Source organism: Seinonella peptonophila, from assembly GCF_900129355.1.
GTDB lineage: Bacteria > Bacillota > Bacilli > Thermoactinomycetales > Thermoactinomycetaceae > Seinonella > Seinonella peptonophila.
Genome location: NZ_FQVL01000010.1, coordinates 1 through 19,711, shown reverse-complemented (window position 1 = coordinate 19,711; position 19,711 = coordinate 1). Strand labels below are relative to the sequence as shown.

General features: G+C 36.5%; 18 protein-coding genes and 1 pseudogene. 4 read left to right on the top strand and 15 right to left on the bottom strand.

Going from position 1 to position 19,711, the window contains the following annotated elements; all coding sequences use genetic code 11:
• Positions 1-2: 2 nt before the first annotated feature.
• On the bottom strand, positions 3-2,114 hold the full coding sequence (locus BUB71_RS14105; protein WP_073155878.1) for a hypothetical protein: 2,112 nt from the start codon (positions 2,112-2,114) through the stop codon (positions 3-5).
• 273 nt (positions 2,115-2,387) lie between these two features.
• On the opposite strand from BUB71_RS14105, the gene BUB71_RS14100 reads away from it, so the two are divergent.
• Complete coding sequence (locus BUB71_RS14100) at positions 2,388-3,458, top strand: uroporphyrinogen decarboxylase/cobalamine-independent methonine synthase family protein (protein ID WP_139279117.1); 1,071 nt, start codon at positions 2,388-2,390, stop codon at positions 3,456-3,458.
• 223 nt (positions 3,459-3,681) lie between these two features.
• Here BUB71_RS14100 and BUB71_RS14095 read toward each other — a convergent pair whose 3' ends face one another.
• Positions 3,682-4,689: a helix-turn-helix transcriptional regulator gene (locus BUB71_RS14095; protein ID WP_073155870.1), complete on the bottom strand. Its 1,008-nt coding sequence runs from the start codon at positions 4,687-4,689 to the stop codon at positions 3,682-3,684.
• A 133-nt stretch (positions 4,690-4,822) separates the two neighbouring features.
• On the opposite strand from BUB71_RS14095, the gene BUB71_RS14090 reads away from it, so the two are divergent.
• A complete protein-coding gene (locus BUB71_RS14090) occupies positions 4,823-5,272 on the top strand; it encodes an SRPBCC family protein (protein ID WP_073155867.1) in 450 nt (149 codons plus the stop codon).
• Positions 5,273-5,665: 393 nt separating this feature from the next.
• Here the strand turns inward: BUB71_RS14090 and BUB71_RS14085 are convergent, their stop codons facing one another.
• Positions 5,666-6,244 (bottom strand): GrpB family protein, encoded by a 579-nt coding sequence (locus BUB71_RS14085; protein WP_175552374.1) that lies wholly within the window; start codon positions 6,242-6,244, stop codon positions 5,666-5,668.
• Between the two features lie 226 nt (positions 6,245-6,470).
• On the opposite strand from BUB71_RS14085, the gene BUB71_RS14080 reads away from it, so the two are divergent.
• Positions 6,471-8,093 carry a catalase gene (locus BUB71_RS14080; protein ID WP_073155863.1) on the top strand — a complete coding sequence of 541 codons (1,623 nt, stop codon included), beginning with the start codon at positions 6,471-6,473 and terminating at the stop codon, positions 8,091-8,093.
• 83 nt (positions 8,094-8,176) lie between these two features.
• On the opposite strand, the gene BUB71_RS14075 is transcribed toward BUB71_RS14080, so the two are convergent.
• The 12 genes from BUB71_RS14075 to BUB71_RS14020 all read right to left on the bottom strand — a co-directional run bounded on the left by BUB71_RS14075 (position 8,177) and on the right by BUB71_RS14020 (position 19,040).
• Positions 8,177-9,487 (bottom strand): GTPase family protein, encoded by a 1,311-nt coding sequence (locus tag BUB71_RS14075; protein ID WP_073155860.1) that lies wholly within the window; start codon positions 9,485-9,487, stop codon positions 8,177-8,179.
• A gap of 686 nt (positions 9,488-10,173) precedes the next feature.
• Entirely contained in the window at positions 10,174-10,524 is a 351-nt protein-coding gene (locus BUB71_RS14070; RefSeq protein WP_073155857.1) for an ArsR/SmtB family transcription factor, read from the bottom strand.
• Positions 10,525-10,551: 27 nt separating this feature from the next.
• Positions 10,552-10,890, bottom strand: coding sequence for a DUF1801 domain-containing protein (locus BUB71_RS14065; RefSeq protein WP_073155854.1), 339 nt, complete (start codon positions 10,888-10,890; stop codon positions 10,552-10,554).
• 51 nt (positions 10,891-10,941) lie between these two features.
• Complete coding sequence (locus BUB71_RS14060; protein WP_073155849.1) at positions 10,942-11,427, bottom strand: SRPBCC domain-containing protein; 486 nt, start codon at positions 11,425-11,427, stop codon at positions 10,942-10,944.
• Between the two features lie 250 nt (positions 11,428-11,677).
• Complete coding sequence (locus BUB71_RS14055; RefSeq protein ID WP_073155844.1) at positions 11,678-12,367, bottom strand: response regulator transcription factor; 690 nt, start codon at positions 12,365-12,367, stop codon at positions 11,678-11,680.
• Positions 12,368-12,374: 7 nt separating this feature from the next.
• Positions 12,375-13,823 (bottom strand): sensor histidine kinase, encoded by a 1,449-nt coding sequence (locus BUB71_RS14050; RefSeq protein WP_073155841.1) that lies wholly within the window; start codon positions 13,821-13,823, stop codon positions 12,375-12,377.
• Between the two features lie 9 nt (positions 13,824-13,832).
• The gene (locus tag BUB71_RS14045; RefSeq protein WP_073155838.1) at positions 13,833-14,561 is read right to left on the bottom strand and encodes an ABC transporter permease; all 729 of its coding nucleotides are present in this window, start codon (positions 14,559-14,561) and stop codon (positions 13,833-13,835) included.
• Entirely contained in the window at positions 14,554-15,288 is a 735-nt protein-coding gene (locus BUB71_RS14040) for an ABC transporter ATP-binding protein (protein WP_073155835.1), read from the bottom strand. Before BUB71_RS14040 ends, BUB71_RS14045 begins: the two co-directional genes overlap by 8 nt.
• 60 nt (positions 15,289-15,348) lie before the next feature.
• The gene (locus BUB71_RS14035) at positions 15,349-16,245 is read right to left on the bottom strand and encodes a hypothetical protein (protein WP_073155831.1); all 897 of its coding nucleotides are present in this window, start codon (positions 16,243-16,245) and stop codon (positions 15,349-15,351) included.
• Between the two features lie 240 nt (positions 16,246-16,485).
• On the bottom strand, positions 16,486-17,565 hold the full coding sequence (hisC, locus tag BUB71_RS14030) for a histidinol-phosphate transaminase (RefSeq protein ID WP_073155827.1): 1,080 nt from the start codon (positions 17,563-17,565) through the stop codon (positions 16,486-16,488).
• A 104-nt stretch (positions 17,566-17,669) separates the two neighbouring features.
• A complete protein-coding gene (locus tag BUB71_RS14025; protein WP_073155823.1) occupies positions 17,670-18,167 on the bottom strand; it encodes a hypothetical protein in 498 nt (165 codons plus the stop codon).
• A gap of 87 nt (positions 18,168-18,254) precedes the next feature.
• The gene (locus BUB71_RS14020) at positions 18,255-19,040 is read right to left on the bottom strand and encodes a hypothetical protein (protein ID WP_073155819.1); all 786 of its coding nucleotides are present in this window, start codon (positions 19,038-19,040) and stop codon (positions 18,255-18,257) included.
• Between the two features lie 513 nt (positions 19,041-19,553).
• On the opposite strand from BUB71_RS14020, the pseudogene BUB71_RS18880 reads away from it, so the two are divergent.
• A pseudogene (locus tag BUB71_RS18880) lies at positions 19,554-19,688 on the top strand (transposase); the annotation flags it as partial.
• Positions 19,689-19,711: the final 23 nt, after the last annotated feature.

The following is a 19,711-nucleotide window of genomic DNA, read 5'->3' as shown; positions in this document are numbered from 1 at the left end:
CATCACGGATTATCATCTTTGCCAGATGCTTGTTTGTGAAACCTAAATATATACATGGATACAATCAACAAGAGTAACCCATAAACCATACCTACAGGATATGAAGTTGCCGTTTTTGGTAACGGTCCGCCTATGATCGGAGCCCCAGGTTTTGGATTTTCATTTCTGTTTGGATTGGTAGTTTTTATCGCATCTTCTTTAGGATTATTAGAAGGTGGAATGATTTGTTGACCGACTCCGATCATCTCTTTTCCATCTAGTTTGTTGTTATATTGTATGGTCAAAGTCATCTTCTCTTGTAAAGAAAACTCACTTTTTGGGATCGTTACATGCAGTGTTCCTTGATCATCCTTTACTTGTTTAACCAATTGATTAAGAGTAAGCTTCCATCCCATGTTCCCCGTAGGCTCGTTCAGTTTAGAAATCAGCTCACTAGGTAGCTTTGCATTTACTTCCAAATCTCCATTTTTATTGATCAAATGGCTAACTTCTAATAGAAATAATCTTCCTTCATACTTGCCTTCGACAGTATCATTCAAAGTCTTTCCTTGATAATGAATGGCAATTTCTTGTGGTTGTTTTAGCTGTTGAGTATCAATCTCTTGACTAAAGGATGCTTCTTTGTTTTTCTTTGTCTCCGTCTTCTCTCCGATCGTTGCTATCCATTCCCCATCTGCTGATTTTACATCTTTTAAACTTGCTGTTAGCTTCAGTTTTTGTTGCACCCATTGATGTTGAAGCTCAATTGTTACATTTGAGGGTTTGACCTCTATTTCCATCTCCTGTTTAGCAGTCACTGCTTTTCCATCTGCTTCTCCAGAAAATTCAACAATCAAGGGCAGCTTTCCTACTTTTAATTTTCCTTTTTCATATGGATGAGAAATGTTACGATCTTCATCAAACTCATCTGTCTTTCCATCAAGGGTAACTTTCCACTTACCCTTTGCTTCTTTATAATCCTTTAAGTTCGCATCTATGATCAACTTAGCTTCATCAGTAAAGTTTGGTTGAATTTCAATCTGTGCTTGCTCTGGAGATGGGGATGGAATATTTACTTCCATTTCCTGTTTCCCTACTACTGCTGCTCCATCTGCTTCTCCAGTAAATTCAACAATCAAGGGCTGTTTGCCTACTTTTAGCTTCTCTTTCTCATATGGATGAGAAATGTTGATATCTTCATCAAACTCATCTGTCTTTCCATTAAGGGTAACTTTCCATTTTCCTTTCGCTACTTTATGATCTTTAATGGATGCATCTACGGTAAGTCCGCCATCGGATTTTATATTTGGTTTCACATCAATCGATACTTGTTTTGGAGTAGGCGATGGAGTTGGAGTCGGTGTAGGTTTAGGAATAGGGGCTGGGGCTGGTTTCTTTACATCTAAAACAGCAGTTGCCCAAATGAGCACCACTTTATCCTTTTGATAATCACACAAATCTCCTCTTATTTGAATACAATCGCGACTTCCTGTAAAATATCCAGTCAACTTTAGAGAATCCAATGAATCAGGTAGTTTGAGAGTGGCTTGTTTAAATTCGGAATGATCGCCCGATGCTTCAACTGTTTGTTTACCAGCACCTTGTGCAGTTTTTGGATCAGTCAGGACGAACAAGGTGCTTGATGATTCAATCAAGCGTGCAAAATGATCTTCTGGCTTGTATTTTAATTTTAGGTCTTGGCCTACTATTTCAGTATTTACAGTCAATTTTGTCTTTGGTTCATCCATGACTTCAACTTCTTTTTCAATAGGTGGTGCATTTTCAGCAGTTAGTTTTAACTTCACAATCATTGGTGGATTGGACTTTTCAGGAATATCCTCCATTTTAGGGGGAGGCAACCGAAACTCAGTTGTATTTTGATCTGCTTGAATCGGCTGACCTGGATTTCCATTAATCCAATACTCTAATGTTTTCTTTCCACCATATGGTTTTGGAACTAATTGCTTCGTCTCTTCAAGTGGGTTTCCTGCAACTGCTACTGTACTCGCAATCAAGGTAGATTCTTTGGGTGAAAACTTTAAAACTAAATCTATTTTCTCCTCAGCTTTAGACATAGCAGGGATGATTGTGAGAAAGACGAGTAGAAAGACTACAAGACGCATAAGATATTTCATCTTCCTCCTCCTTTTGTCATTATAAACCTCAATAGGTAAAATGAAGCTTTTATCATTATCATAGCACTCATGCGAATTATTGTAAAAGTAAATATATAGCTCATTAAGTAATTGATATTCAGCTTGGAAATATACTCACTCGAATGCCCAAGCCCATTCGAAAAGAATGAACGTTTAAATTTACTGTCAGTATTTATTCATGCTAATATTAATAGCAAATCTACTTCTTAGTACTAAATTGATGTATTTAGACAGAGAAATTGGAGGAGGATCATGATGTTGGAACGAAAGGCTCTATTAGTTGGAAGTTTACCATTTGAAAACGAAGAAGAAGCGATGCGTCAAGCTATAAATATTCTAGGAAATACATTATTTAGCTTACCAGATGGTGAGGTTGGTGAAAAAAGTGAGCAATATCCTCTAGGAAGCCGACAAGGCTGGGCCATGGCAGCCATTGACTCCTGTATTGCCGACCAAGAACGTTGGGAAATTGTGAAAGATGGGCAATATGGTGAAAATGGTTTTCCAATTGATTATGATTCCCTCTATAAAGTAAAACCAAAAGTTTCACCTCAGGAAATGGTTCAACATTTAAATTTTCACTATCATGATTACTTTCGTACCAGCTACCCTCTGTTTCAACAACTTCGCGAACAACACCAATTCCCCAAACTTCAATTTCAAGTGGGAACGCCAACCGGAATGGCAATTGCTCTACATATGCTTGAACCAAATCAAATTTTTCGCTATTACGATTCTTTCAATGAACGTCTAGCATATGAAATGAACGAAATCCTAAAACAAGCAGATGATGATGTGGTCATCCAACTGGAATGTCCAGCTGAACTTGGTCTACTCTATCAATCACCTGAGATGATTGATCATGCTTTAAATAGTGTGATTGGATTAGTAAAACGTTTTGAATACCCTGCCTCTATTGGTATTCATTTATGTTATGGCGACTTAAATAATAAATCTCTCATTCATCCACCAACTTTAGAAATTCTTGCTAGTTTTACAAATCAACTTATCCAAAACTGGCCTCAAACTCATTCTCTAAGGTATGTTCATTTTCCACTTGCTGAAGGAGAAATTCCACCAAAAAAAGAAGAAAATTTTTATCAGCCTTTAAAAGAGATTCATTTGCCTTCCGAAACGAGGTTTATTGCTGGGATTGTCCATGAAAAATGCAGCTTTGATGATCTGAAGGAGATTCGTAATACGATAGAGTCAATACGAGACCACAAAGTAGATCTTGCTTGCTCGTGTGGGATGGGCCGACGCAGTCCGGAAGTAAGTCAACATTTAATGCGAGTCATGAAACGACTAACAGAAGAAAAATAACTAATTAAACGATTACCAGAAGCAGTATGGATCATTTCAACCTTCCTTCCAATGAATGTTCATTAGAGTAAGGAACTGCTATGTGATTTGTCCATGTAAGCAAATACAAACTTATTATTTTAATAGAGAGCAATCGATTACTTTCCAATATCAACCAAAAAAACACGAAAAAAGGCACCTGTTAAGAAAGGGAAATCATTCTTCTCTTAACAGGTGCTCATTTTCAATGCTGGATCGACTCTTTATGAATTAAATTCTTTTCATCTTTCATCGATTTGTAATGGGTCGCAATCCCCGTGCTAACCTCAACCATTTTTTCGATCAGTAAGTCTGGTTCAAGAATCTTGAGCGCTCTTCCATAAGGAAGCAGAAAATAAGGTACATATGATTCTAAAGAAGGAAGCCCTAACCTAAATATTGCTTCTTGATCATCTCGCTCTATCAATGCATGACCAAATAACCAATGTTGACATAGTTCATTTAAAAGCCGTTCTTGCCCTTGAATTCGCACTGTTACTAGCTGATCTGATTGGAGAGAATCAGGAAGTAAATTCTTCAATAAAAAATCTCTTGCCGAAAACGAGCTTGGTCGTTCAAAACATTGCTCGGTCCATTTCAACTGTTTCATCCGATCTACTCGAAAACTTCGTAACGCCTTTCGGTAGTGGCACATACCCACTGTATACCAGTGACCTTTCCAATGGATAATTCCATACGGATCAAAAACACGAATGATAGGTACGTTGTTCCTACCGCGATCATATGCCATCTCCAACGAACGACCTTGTGCGACTGCTTGTTCTAAGATTTGAAGAAATTCTTTTAGTCGATCTGTACTTGATGGATATATAACAGACAAGCCTTTTCCATGAAGTTCAATCTGATCACGTTGCCTTTCATTTGTATAGCGCTTGAGCTTTCCGATTGCTTGTTCTAGTGCATCTGTAAATGGGTATCCTGCCTCTTTTGCAAAAATCGAAGCGTGAACGAGCGCTTTCTGTTCCTCCATATTAAACAATAATGGACTATCGATAAAATGATCCAAAATCTGATAGCCCCCGTTTGGTCCAGAATCTGCAATAATCGGCGCTCCACTGGCGCATAATGAATTGATATATCGATACACAGTTCGTATATGAATCTCTAGTTCTTCAGCTAACTGTTGTGCTGTCATTCGTTTTCTTGATCGGAGCAACCATAAAATAGACAGCATCGTATCTGCTTTGGACATAGGATAATCCCTCTCCCATTATACTTCCAGCATATTTTTTCTATTTCCTCACATAATATTATAAATCACTGACAGCGATTGTCAGTAATAGAATGCTATATTACAGATACCAAATAAGTAAAGGAGACTAACTATGAAAAATTTACAATTCGAATTTTATATTGATGGTACTTTGGAACAAGTATGGAAAGCTTTAATCGATCCTGAGTTTACAAAACAGCTTTATTATGGAAGTATCATTGAGTCATCATTCAAGGTTGGCGAACCGCTTGTTTATGTAGGACCAGGCGCAGAAGGCGAACGTACTACACATGTCTATGGAACCGTGTTGGCTTATGAGCCAAACAAGAAATTAAGCTTCACCCACTTTACTGGTAAAGCCTATAATCCTGATACCGAGAAATATGAATCTCGTATCACATATGAGTTAGAGCAAGTTGGTCAATCTACAAAGCTGTTACTTATTCATGATCAGTTGAAAGAAGACGATCCTTCTTATGCAGGAAGTCAAAAAGGATGGCCTATGATCTTATCAAATACAAAAACATTGATTGAAACTGGAAAAACCTTGGTTTTTGACTAGCTTGATTTCATGTAACAATATATCAGTCAACATCAAATTCCCCCTTCTCCTGTGAATTGTCCACATAGGAGAAGGGGAATGAATAAGCATCTGCTAATCTATCAAAACGGATGATTCCATTTTTCAGCGAATTAATTTGATTTTCTGAGGATAATGATTTAATAACCTTCTTCTCTCATCTATTATATTACATCTAACTAATACGACATCTTCTAGATAAAAAATTGCTTCTCCATCATTGATTCCAGCATCGGGAACTCTAGAAATGATGATTTCATCTAGCTGCACCTGCTTGACGAACCATCATTTTAATAGTAACACGGTATTGTAAATAACAATTTTATATATAAAAGGTATCTTCTTAAAGAAGATCTACGAATCTTACATGCTAGGTTACTTGACTCCATTCGCCCGTTCCATAATCTCCTGGATCGCAGATGTTTTAGCATCCGCATAATGTTGTACATGCCTCCAAACTCGTTTTGCTAGCTTACGTTTAACACGAGCGTATTGATCACGATCTGCCTGATGTGTACGCAACCAATCGCGAAACTTTACCATTCGGTCGACCTCAGATACACCATCACTAAATACATGAAGATTTATGTCAATATTAGATCCCTTCAACAAACGATGCTCAAACCATTCAGGTTCTCTAACTCTAAGGGTATAACCTTCCTTTTCCAATGCGGGTATATAAGACTGCTCATCAGTAGAATCTTTCACAACAAGCACTATATCTATGATTGGCTTCGCACATAATCCAGGCACAGAAGTAGAGCCAACATGTTCAATACGTACCGCCTTTTGACCAAGTATGGAATGAATTCGCTTTGCCTCAAAATTAAATAGCTCTGGCCATTGATGATCATACTCCACAAGTGTAATCTGCGCATTGTGTGGTTCTAATTTACCCACAATGTTCTTCTGAAGCTCCTCATCAGTTCTGAGTATCATGTTAAAATCATTCATTAATATCACCTCTTCAAATTATGATATTGATCTCCACTTTCCTATATTAACAAATTCTTTTAACCGGATTTCCGAAAACACACTATATTCACAATCCACCCTCCATAGAGCATCTATTTATTCCTCTTCTCCTTCTTTTTTTCAATTGGGTTTTCATCAGTTTCGTATAAAAAAAACCACTTTATCAAAAAATGGAGATATTACAAGCTTTTTCAAGGAGGCTATTATGGACAACGATAAGGCACTGGAAAATGGTAACGCATCAACAGGTGCGGGAGATGCATTAGACCATCGATTAGCAGAGGGTGAGGATCAGCAAACTCTTACGACAAGACAAGGACATCCTGTTACATATAATCAGAATTTACGTACAGTCGGGAACCGCGGTCCGGCGACCTTAGAGAATTACCATTTTATCGAGAAAATTTCACACTTCGATCGGGAGCGTATCCCAGAACGTGTTGTTCATGCACGAGGAGCAGGGGCACATGGATACTTTGAAGCATATGGAAAAGCGGGCAATGAGCCAATCGATAAATATACAAGGGCAAAGCTCTTTCAAGAAGCAGGGAAGCAAACACCTGTATTTGTACGCTTTTCTTCTGTTATTCATGGTGGACACTCGCCAGAGACATTGAGAGATCCACGTGGTTTTGCAGTCAAATTTTACACTGAAGATGGAAACTGGGATTTAGTAGGCAACAACCTAAAAATCTTTTTTATTCGTGATGCAATCAAGTTTCCCGATATGATTCATGCTTTCAAACCTGATCCAGTTACCAATATCCAACACCCCGAAAGATTCTTTGATTTTTGTAGTAATTCACCAGAAACCATTCATATGGTTACCTTTGTTTATTCTCCTTGGGGTATTCCTGCCAACTACCGACAAATGCAAGGTTCTGGTGTCAATACATACAAATGGCTGAATAAAGAGGGAAAAGCTGTATTGGTCAAATACCACTGGGAACCCAAACAAGGAATTAAAAATCTAACTTCACAAGAAGCAGCAGCCATTCAAACAAAAAATTTTAACCATGCTACACAAGATTTATATGAGGCGATTAAAAAAGGTGAATATCCTGAGTGGGAACTACTGGTTCAGATTATGAGCGATGATGAGCATCCTGAGCTTGATTTTGACCCTTTAGACGACACGAAAATATGGCCAAAAGATCAATTTCCTTGGTTACCAATCGGTCGAATGGTACTCAATAAAAATCCGGAAAATTACTTTGCAGAAGTAGAACAAGCCGCTTTTGGCACAGGCGTATTGGTTGATGGATTAGACTTTTCAGATGATAAAATGTTACAGGGTAGAACTTTCTCCTACTCCGACACACAGCGCTATCGTGTAGGTGCAAATTATCTACAATTACCAATCAATGCACCGAAAAAACATGTATCGACTAATCAACGAGATGGGCAAATGGCTTTTTATGTTGACCAAGCACCAGGACAAAATCCACATGTTAATTATGAACCTTCATCTATGAATGGACTAAAAGAAGCACCAAAGCAATACCCAGACTACACCCCACACATAGCAGGAAAATTAGTCCGAGAAAGTATTGAAAGAACAAATGATTTTGAGCAAGCTGGTGATACCTATCGCTCTTTTGATGACGTGGAACGAACAGATTTAATTCATAATCTAGTTACAGATCTTGCAGTTTGCCGCCCACAGATTCAAGAACGGATGATTGAGCTATTTACAAAATGCGACCCTGATTATGGTCGTCAGGTGGCAGAAGGGTTAAAAAGCTACAGATACCAACACAAACTGGATAAAAAAGAGCAAGCCGTTCAGGAAGCAGAACAAAAAGGACATTCGACTGATTCTTATTAAAAAAAGAACCCCAAGGATCGTTAAATGATCCTTGGTAAAATCCTATTTTTTCCATCTCTTCATTTTGATGAATCGATCCCACTCTACTCTTTTTTATGATAGATTTCTTCTCCTTCCTTCTTGGCTCTTTTCATAAGATTCTTCAACTCTGGAAAACTCTTCTTGTCTATATAAAAGGCTTCGGCGGCTTTTCCGATTGCATATGTTCCTGAGTAAGCAATCCCAGCACTTATGGTACTTCCCACCCCCGGAACAATATTAATCATTTTTGCCCCTTGTTGTGCAACAAATCTTAAAGCATAACCTAAGATACCAGCCCCGCCAATGCCAATCAGAAAATCCTTCACACTATCTTTATCTGTATCAGCACCACTTAGGTAAGAGATAATGGTTATTAAGAAGAATTGAATCGGCAATAAAATAAAGATATCGCTAAATGGCACAGGAGTCACCGCAACAACTGCACTTACAGAAGCAAAAGATTTTATAATGAGTGCTGATATTTTTCCTATTGCCTTTTCTATTCTTGTTATCATCATCAGATGAATAGCTGCATTAAAATCAATATTATTCTCTAGAAAGTCTAATAGTTCATCGATATTGTATCTCCCATCAAATTGGATGTTTAATTTTTCGCGCTCACTTCTCTCTAAATCTTGTGGATTCTCTTGATCCCATTCAATATACGATGAGACAGGTATTACAACCGAGCCATTTATTTCAAAATCATTTAGAAGATTTATCATTTGTTTTTTTGAATCACCAATGTTTTTAATCTTTTCGTTTGAATACTCTTTTGCTTCTTTTATTCTCGACGGATATAAATCGTCAACATGAGTGAGTATTGTAACCAATGGAATATGATCGCCCATATCTTTACAAGTATTTTTAATAAATGATAGATCTTGATCCATTTTTGATCTTTCTGTAGCGTTCGAAAGAAATAATACTGCATCCGGTTCAAATTCTTTAATAGCTGTTTTTAAATCTTCCTCGGCTGTTCTTATTTTTTCTTCTGTGAATGATTCTGCTATGCCCCTTGTATCAATGACCTCAAATAAAACCTCACCATCCGATTCATAGCTATAGCTCATGTGCTGCGTTGTACCTATTTTCACAGGGCTCGTTATGGCGACATATTGCCCAAAAATGGCGTTAATTAAGCTACTTTTTCCTACACCGGTTCTGCCAATCATAATAAAACGCGGAGGTCTTCTCTCCTTCAGTCCATTAATCACTTTATTAATTTCTTTATTGTTAAATATTATTTCCTTAATTTTTCCCTTAGCGCCATTTGGAAGCTCAATTGGTAACTTGTTTAATAAATGGTCGAAATTTTGATACAAGTCTACAACGCGATCAACCCTATTTTTGAGTTCTCTTTTGCTAATCATACAAACCCCTCCAACCTGTGTAATCAGAAAAACGCTATGTATTGGGTGGCTACAAAACAGACCTTATTTTTCATCTCGACAGTTGCGATGGTATGGATTCTTTTAGTAACAATTTCAATCAATCTTAAATAGGTAAAGCGAATCTCTTCTAAATTTATTATACCCTACGTATAGCAGTCGAATCTAAAAAAACAAGAAGATCGATGATTCAACCGATCTTCTTGTTCGATCTATCCAAATTCGTCCAAGAGTACTCCCGCTTCTCCAAGCGGTGAGGTGAATGGGACGTGGTTCGGTATCCCTTTTGCGGGGATGCTTAGAACCACTTTTTTTGTCAGAATAGTTGTAGCTATTTGAAAACTGAAGATATGGGGTTGTTGCTGGAAAGGGTCAGTAACGTAAAATCTTCAACCACCCAGCTCACCGAAGTTGCGAAAACCAAGCGAAAGTAGGGAGCATAGCAGAGCATACTTTGTTTTCACCGCTGGGACGGCGGGTAGAGCCTGCTAAGATAACTGGACGTTGGTCTGGTGTTCGCAGGAATCTACCACCTCTGTTGGTGGTAGTAGTTCAAGCATAATTACATTGAATAAATCTAGTTTTATCGTAAAGAGCATACAAAACAACATTCACAATGTGCTACATCTTTATTGTAAAAGCAGAACAACGAAATATTTGTAATCCATTCACTTATCCTTCGTATGAAAGCTTGATTCTCCTTGCCTTGCCTTTTGCAACACTTTCAAATAATCTTCAAGTCGATCAAATCGTTCTTCCCATAACTCACGAAATGGTTCTAACCATTCATCGACTTCCTGAAGTGTCTCTGCCCGTAGTTGATAAATCCGTCGGTTCGCATCAGGTCGAACGGTTACAATTCCTGCCTCGCTTAAAACCTTTAAATGTTTGGATGCCTGTGGCTGACGGATCTGAAGGCGATCGGCAATTTCACCAACCGTTAATGGACCACGTCTGAGTAGTTCAACAATCTGTAATCGGTTAGGTTCGGCAAGAGCACGAAATGTTGTTGTATTCATTTCTTCCCCCCCTTCCGATCAAAAAGTCTATAATGAGCTGGACGCCTGAACCAAAAGCGTAGCAAGCATATGATAGTCAGGTGTATCACCTTTACGTATCTTTAACCATTTTCGTTCAGGAGGACCTGAAAATTCTTTGGGAACCGTAAGATTGGTGGCATTCATAATCATAAACGCAATTGCATCTTTAGAAGGCGAGATCACTGCTGCATATTGCCCGTTTTTAAGAAAATGAGGTTTTTTATACTGAATTCTTTCCTCTACTTCAGGAATTGATGTATGAACCATTTCTCGAAGCTGGTTACAAATTTCTACTTTCCACGGCTGATCCAATTTTTCAATAAAAGAAGTAACTTCTGGATTCATTTGATCAAACTCCTCCTGTGTTAGTAGCTCTTTTTTTATTAATTGTTTGGTTTACATATTCGAAATATATTCAGAGAGACGTTCCATTGAAGCAATTGCACCTTGCTCAGCACCGGATGCAACTGAAGCTTCTAACACTTCAATAGTTGGATAATTTGTTCTCATTGTTAACCTAGTCTTTCCATTTGATAGCTGTTCAAAAGAATCCATTACAATTGATTCATGTTCATTAAATGGAGCAATATCCAAAATCATTGAATACCGTAAGCGCTCAGGTTTGACAACTTCAAGGTATTTGCCAATCGTCGGAAATTCCGAACCATCTTCCCCTTTTTGTACATACCGATACGAACCGCCTTCGCGCAAATCAATTTCACACTTATATAATGGGACACCTCCATAACCCCACCATTTGGCAACATGCTCTGGACTTGTCCACGCTTCCCAGACAAGCTCACGAGGTGCGTCAAACTCTCTCTCTACAATGAGAGACAGTCCCTCTTTCTTTACAACAGTCTTTACTTGTTTTTGATTCATTTTACATCGCTCCACTCTTGGTGTTTTTGTCTCTTGCTTAATTCAAATATACCACATCGGGAATATTCCTGTAAAGGTATATTTGAAAATTATTTGATGATTATTTTCCCTTTCAATTCGATTCATGAGTGAGTACATCAGATTCTAAAAACCAATAAACAGATCCCTAGACTGTTTATTGATTACGGCTAACATCTAACTAGTAGAATCGAGCAAAAGTGTACTTCTTCAAATAGCGATAAAAAATCGCTTATACTGTGAATCGATATCCAGCGCCCCAGACCGTCTCAATATACTGTGGATTCGAAGGATCTTGCTCTATTTTTTCACGCAATTTACGTATATGAACGGTCACAGTTACCGGATCTCCCATCGAATCAAACCCCCAAATTCGTTCAAATAAATGGTCCCTACTAAATACTTGATTGGGGTTCCTGGCAAAAAATAGTAATAAATCAAATTCCTTCATCGTCATAACAACTTCGTGTTTATTTACATAAACTCTACGTGATGCCTGATCAATTTGAATACCTCGTATTTGAATTTGCTTATTCGTTTGAGTAGATTTGGCACTCAATCGTTCATATCGAGTTAAATGAGCTTTTACCCTAGCGACCAATTCACTTGGGCTAAACGGTTTACTAATGTAATCATCCGCTCCTAATCCTAAACCTCTTATTTTATCGATATCTTCTTTTTTGGCAGATACCATCAATATGGGAATATCTTTCTCTTCACGCACTCGTTTACATATTTCAAATCCGTTTATCTCAGGTAACATCACATCTAGTATTAATAAGTCATAAGTTTCGTGCAGCGCTTGATCAAGCCCTTTTTTACCCGAATCGATTAAATCAACATCAAAACCACTCAACTCTAAATAATCCTTTTGTAATTCGGCGATGCTAGGCTCATCTTCAACAATTAGAATTTTCTTCATGATTCACCTACACTTCTTGAATTCGTGGTAGCTTCAAGCAGATCTGTGTACCATTTTTCAATCCACTCTCTGCCCATATCTCTCCCCCATGCCCCTCAACTAACTGTTTTGCAATGGCTAGACCAAGTCCGCTTCCACCTTGAGTAGCAGAACGTGATGAATCAGCTCGGTAAAATCGATCAAATATATGTGGCAAAGCTTCAGACGAGATACCAGGTCCATTATCTCGTATACATATGGTGATCCAGTCTTCTGTCAGCTGTGTGAAAATCTCTATGGTGGCCATTTCTTTATCCATATATTTCAAGCTATTCCCTACAATATTCATCATAACTCTTTTTAATTTTTCCCGATCAACGTTTACAAAAACCGATTCATCAAATGGCTGAAAAACAATCTCAAGTGATCGACCATGATAATCATACTGTAACTCTTCTACACATCTTTTTAAGTAAAGATTCAATGATAGCTTTTCTAAGTTAAAAGGAACTCGTTTTAAATCAAGCTTTGAAAAGAGGAAAAGCTCATCAATCAGTTCGTTCATATCATTCGCTTTTTGCTCAATAATTGCGAGATATTTCTCTAATTTCTCAGGAGAATCTGCTACACCATCTCGAATTCCTTCTACATATCCTTTAATTGCAGTAAGTGGAGTCATCAAGTCATGAGAGATATTCGACACTAACTCCTTTCGATTTTCTTCATAATGTTGTTGTATTTCGATTAGTTCTTTTAATCTTTTACGCATCTCCTCAAATGCTTGGCTTAACTTCCCAAGTTCATCATTACGTAATGGTTTAATTTTAAAATCTAAGTTTCCTTTTATAATCTCTTCAGTAGCTTTTTTCAAAGTGTCAAGGGGTCGAATTATGCTTCGCGAAACAAAATAAGTGAGTAATCCATTTGTTAAAGCTAAAGCCATCAATAAAGAAAGAGGAATATACCAAAAAAAGTTATCTACAAAACGACTAAAAACATTTTGATCTTTCACAATGAATAAATGCAGATTACCAGTAACAATTTGTTGATAGGAATAGTTTAGCTTTTGCAGCTTTATGATGCCACTCATTATATTTCCTTGGTTTTTTAAAGCTTTTATTAATTTTGCGTTCTTTAATGAGGATGAAATATGCTGAATCCGTTGATCTTTTAAAATCATAATCCCCAAATGCTGTACCTGTAATCGTTGTTCCAATTGATTAAGAAAATGCTTATCATTAAATTTTTGCGGCATATAAGTGGCAAGTGTTTTTACTTCGATGATGGTTTCATTTTTCCATTCCATATTTATTGGAACTCGATGAGCATTTTTATTTGGCCAATCCATCTGTTTACGAAACTCTTGATAACCACCCATAAAAATTCCCACCATTAGAGACATGGAGATGATAAATAAGATGATTGGAATCACAAGCATTGCTAAATAAGAAAGAATCAAACGTAAACGAATGGACAATTCTATCACCTAATTGATTTCTTTTTGTTCAAATAAAAACAAGCCCACAACTCCAAATATAGCTCCACTCGCTAAAAACATAGAAGCAATCGAGAATAATTGGCTCCAAGGTAAAGGGTTATTTACCCACAATGTATACCAATCCATATAATTCGTAAATAAAAAATTTCCTAATAAAGGAATGAAAATCGGTACAACTTTAAACAATGCATAGAGCAATAATGAAATCACCATACTTCCTGTAATAGAGTGAACCATTTGCCCAATCCAAACAGATAGCATAAATAGAACAAACATAGGAAAAAACGTAACGACATAGATGACCAATTCCTCAATCAAGCCCTTCGCACTCCAGGTATTATACCCAAATAGATTCATCAAGAATGACATGAACCAGATTGTAAGCAACAGCGCAAAAATAACAATACTTGCAACAATGATTTTTGACGTATATATTTTCCAACGAGCAATGGGTCTTGTGAGTGCCAATTTTATTGTTCCTGTTTCGATTTCACTTACAAACAGTTCCGTAGCAATCATAAAAATATAGCATGGCAATAAGAAAGGCATGACAAAACTTAGGGTAATGGTGTGGAGGTCTATTATAGAGCCAATCGCATTACTTATAAGCGTGAAAACGACAGGTAGCAAGCTGATTAATAAGAATAAAAGCATAATTTTTCGTCGATACAGCAAGATTTGCAGCTCATTTGTTAGACTTGCTTGCCACCTATTCATGATCCTTCACTCCATTCGTTTGGACACAATTTAAATAAAACTCTTCTAATGATTGCCTTTCTGTCAACTCATCAATATCTCCTATTTTCAGCAATTCTCCCTTGAAAAGCACACCAACTCGATTACAGATTTTCTCCATTTCATTTGCTGAATGACTTGAAATTAAAAAAGTGATTCCCTTTTCTGTTGATAGATGATGGATAATATTTCGTACCTCTATCATCCCATCAAGATCAAGATTGGTGATAGGTTCGTCTAAAATAACGAATACTGGATTGGATATTAGTGCATTTGCAAGCGCTATTCGCTGTTTCATTCCAGCCGAAAAATCACTCACTTTTTCTTTTCTCACCTCGTATAAGCCAACTGTTTTTAAGGCTTCCTCTATGTCTTTAGGATGAATATCTGCATAAAATCGGGCTGCCAATTGCAAATTTTGTAGCGCACTTAAATGCTCATATGCAACACTTTTTTCAATGAGACAACCCACTTTTTTCATTGCTTGTTCAAATGCTGTATCAAGGGAATGTCCAAAAAACCGAATCTTTCCTTGATCAGCCTTAATAAGACCCACCAAAATTTTAAATAAAGTAGATTTTCCTGCCCCATTTGGACCCATCAATCCAAAAACATCCCCCTTATGCAGCGTAAGGTTAATATGAAAGATTCCTCGGTGATTTTTATGTTGTTTCGTTACATTTTGTACATCTAACACAATCTCGCCCACCAGCTCATCTCCTTTATTAAGCCAGATAGTCTAGAAAACTATCTGGCTTATTTATTTTGATTACGAACGTCCCCAAGATATTTTTTCTACTTTCTTTCCGTTTAGTGGAACTTGTTTTGGAGTGGTTTGATTTATTTTTGAACGATTCAATTCAATATTTATCGTAAGTTGATGCTGTTTACTCATTACATCTTTACCTGTTACAACTATAGTAGCGTGCTGTCTTTCAATCAGTTCGCTTCGATTGATTGTTGACTGTAACTGAAATGACTGTATCTTCACATCTTGCGTTAATTGTGGCTTTTGTTTTTTAATCTCTTCATCAAGTCCTGGTATTACGGAGCTTATAGAATGTTTAGCAAATACCTCCTGATGACCTCCTGCCTTTTTAATGGCAAAAGAACCAATTGCTTGAATAACAGCAGGGATTTGCTTGTTATTTAAACTTAAAGAAACCTTCTTGGAACCATTTTGCAGTTCTTCGATTTGTACTTGTTGCTTGATGTTTCCAAATAACGTATCAACAATGGTTTCACGAATGGTACTTCCTTCTGACTCATTCGCCCACTTATGATCTGATTGACCCCATTTTTTCTGATGATTAAGCTCATAAATCTTACCGTTAGCGTCTTGTACATACTGATGATCTTGCTGTGAGTAGAAATGGATTAGATGTTTCTTATCTCCAAGAGTTAATTGCATCTGACGAGATGAGAGATTTTTCGTCTGATCATTCTGAATCTCAGAAACAATATCTACCGATTTTTTGCCATTATCACTTAACGTAACATGTAAATTACCTGTGTAGCTCTTGGCCGCTTGCGTTTTCTTCCATGCAGCTTGATATTGTTCATATCCCGAATTGCTAGACCCTATAGCTTGAAATCCATTAAACAAGATAGCAGCTAGACCAAGTCCCACTACTAAACCAAACGATATCCATTTCTTTTTTTTCATTTGCTCTCCTCCTACTCAGCTGTAGATGAATGATACAGCTTCATCATATCGAGCAATACTAATCCCAAACTAAACCATTGATTAAATGTTTATTAAGTAATTAAAAAATCTTATAAAAAAACCCCTTGAAAGGGGCTTTAAAAACTTTTATGAAAGTATGATTTCAAGCAAATATAAAGATCAAGATGTGTTCAATTCAAAGTATTGCAGAGGTGACTGAAGTATGCAAAAAGTATGCTCTTAATGGGACTCTAAAAACCGTGAAAATATATTTATAAAAACTTGGTTTTGTTTCGGTGTCCCAATTGTCATCCGAATATGAGTTGGGTAATTTGGAAAATAACGTACAATAATCCCATGTTCTAATAAAAATTGATACACCTTTTTACTAGGATATTTCATATCAAACATAATAAAGTTACCATGTGATACATAATAGGGTAAGTTCCATTTATTTAAGTGATCATAAAGTCTCCTACGTTGTTGTTCGTTTGTGTTTCTGCAATAATCAACAAATTTCTGATCTGCAAGGGCAGCAATAGCAGCTTGTTGGGCTATTCGATTAATATTACATGGAGGACGCACTTTATGTAATTCATGAATTAATTTTGGATGGGCAATTCCATATCCTAGACGTATCCCTGCTAAACCATAAATTTTTGAGAACGTTCGAATCACTATTAGCTGCGGATAGTTTGAAAGTAGTGCTAATGATTTGGGGTAATTTGTATCTAGTACGTATTCAGCATAAGCTTCATCGATCACAACTAAGATATTTTTTGGCAATTGATTTAAGAAGTCTACTAATGATTGATGAGTAAAAATAGTCCCAGTAGGATTATTAGGATTGCAAAGCCAAATAATTTTAGTTTTATGGGAAATCATCTGCTTCATTTGATTCAGATCGTGAACGCCATTTTTTAAGGGAACTTGAATTGGTAAAGCACCTTCGATCTGGATTTCAGTCAGAAAACCAGGAAAGGTTTCTTTTGCTAGAATTGATTCATCTCCAGGTTGTAAAAATGCTCGACACACCATCTGGATAAGCTCATCTGAACCATTTCCAAAAATAATTTGTTGAACTTGAACTCCTAATAGATTTGCTAACTTTTGAAATAGCAATGGATCATTCACTTCAGGATAAAAATGTAAATGATCGATATTCTTTATGGACTCGATCACATTTAATGAATAGCCATAGGGGTTTTCATTTGAGTTTAATTTAATCATTTGCTTGTGACCATATTTATTTTGCAAATCTTGCATAAGTACCTTTGGTTGAATACTAGGGAGTTTTTGCACTGATGGTTTAGATTCCAATTCCCAACCCTCCGAATATAGTTAATAACTATATATTAATAAAAAAATTCACTAAAATAAAACATCCCTAGTATAATCTTTGAATTAAATTCTTATGGAATAAATTATGATTCATTTTTTTTTTTTGCTTTTTTCCGAGGCTTAAAAACAGATAAGAGGATCATTGTAGTTAATGAGATGATCTGAAGAATAATGCTGACTAACAATTGTTGCTGATGAATCACCAAAGTAGCACTATGAATCCCTCCAGATTTAGCAAATATAATAGCATCCAACGACCATTGTGGGATAAAGCCAAAAACAATAACAAGCGAGAAGAGACTTAATATTTCCTTTAAAATAATCCAGTAATATCGAAATAAACCCCAATGTGTAAGGACAGACAGGACGATACCTGTCACCAATGTACCGATGATCGAGAAACGACCGCTTGTAACTGAAAGCAGATGCATACTTTGATAGTCAGAAAGAAGCTCTCCTTGGTCTCTTGAAGTGAGCGCATTTATACTAAAGACCAGGTAAGCAATTGTAACGCCAAACAATATTGCCGAAAAAAGCAAATGTAATGAGATTAACCAACGTCTTGTTGTAAGCGAAATCATTTCTAATCTCCCTTTCATACGCTTCAAGTAGTTATCCCATTTTAATCCTTGCTTCTAACCAGCAAATTAAATAAAGCTTAAATTTTTCTAAATTGGACTTTCCTTTATTTTCTCTTCTTTTTTACGTGTTAATGGGCAGTCTCTACAAAAAATTTTAACGGCTGTATCCTTTTTCGCCTCCTCTAATTTTTCTCTAATAGTAGCATTCGTTCTTCTTATATTATGAGCTAAACAGCAACTTGTCCGCTTTGGTTTTATCTTTATACCTGATATATGCGGAATTACTTCCTCAAAAATATACCGAAAATCCTCGAAAGCTTGTTTATTCATAGGGTTCGGTAATTTATTTTGGTAAGAGTCTTTTAAAACAACGGCAAAATTATCCCATAGCATCCTTCTTGGTGCATTTGTCAGTTGTGCAACTTTTGTTAAAATAGGATCAATCAACTCACTAAATACTTTGTTGATTGCATCATCCCGCCAGGAATCAGTACCAGTTATGGGCCTGGGTTCCCATTCTACATCTTCTAAACGAAACAATGGCACCCAATTTTCACCTTCATATTGGGATATAAGATAGCATTTTGCTAAAGAAAAGACCATTTTCTTATCAAAGGCACTCATCGATACAAAAGCAGCAAGAGGTAATCGAGAAAATGTTTTTGTAAAGAGTGAACCGACTGTGGTTCGATCTTTGGTACGATATACGTTTTTTTGCAATTCATCTAAATAATTCGATAAGTATTCCTGGATCACCAAATTTTGAATGAGCGTGGTCTTTGGATGTTTTTTTAATTGAATTGTTGTATCACTCTGATCAAATGTTTGAGCTGTGTAGAGTCTAAAATGATTCTGTAAGTATGTAATATGCATGGATGTCTTACCCTTTCAATATTGATAATGATTATCAATATTGATTATAGCACTTCCTTTGCATTCAGTCTATTTTGTATATACTCATTCAACTGATCACATAATCACTTATTTGCAAACTTTTATAAATCCCATTATGTCTACAATGGTGCCATTTCTTTGACCTGGCTTTACAATCATATTATCGAAGATCATCCTTTTTAAGGATAGGCAATTTTTACTGTTTTGAATAACAACTAAAAAAGGGTACTCTATTGAAGAGGGATATCTTAACAAAATGAGGAGGTATTCCATGGTAATCTATCAGTCTTTCTGAAAGAGTACTCCCACTTCAAGCAGCTTGCTAAGTGGGTGATGAATTTCAGCTAGGCGATAGTCTAGAGGTATTTGTTTTCATAATATTTCCATTTTCTATTTTTATATGATATAATCAGTCTCAATTGATTGAAAGGCTGTAATACATATGAAATTAGATAGTAACAATCATTCAGTGTTCCGCTTGCGTTACCATTTATCAAAAAAGAATTTCCTCACGTCAGAAAGCAATTGTGGAAGGAATACTTTTGATCTAGAAGCTTTTGTCTTCTAACTACAGGCGGTGCCCCAATTGACGTAATAAGCAAGTATATTGAAAATCAAGGAAAGTGAGGTGAAAAGAAATGCACAAAGCA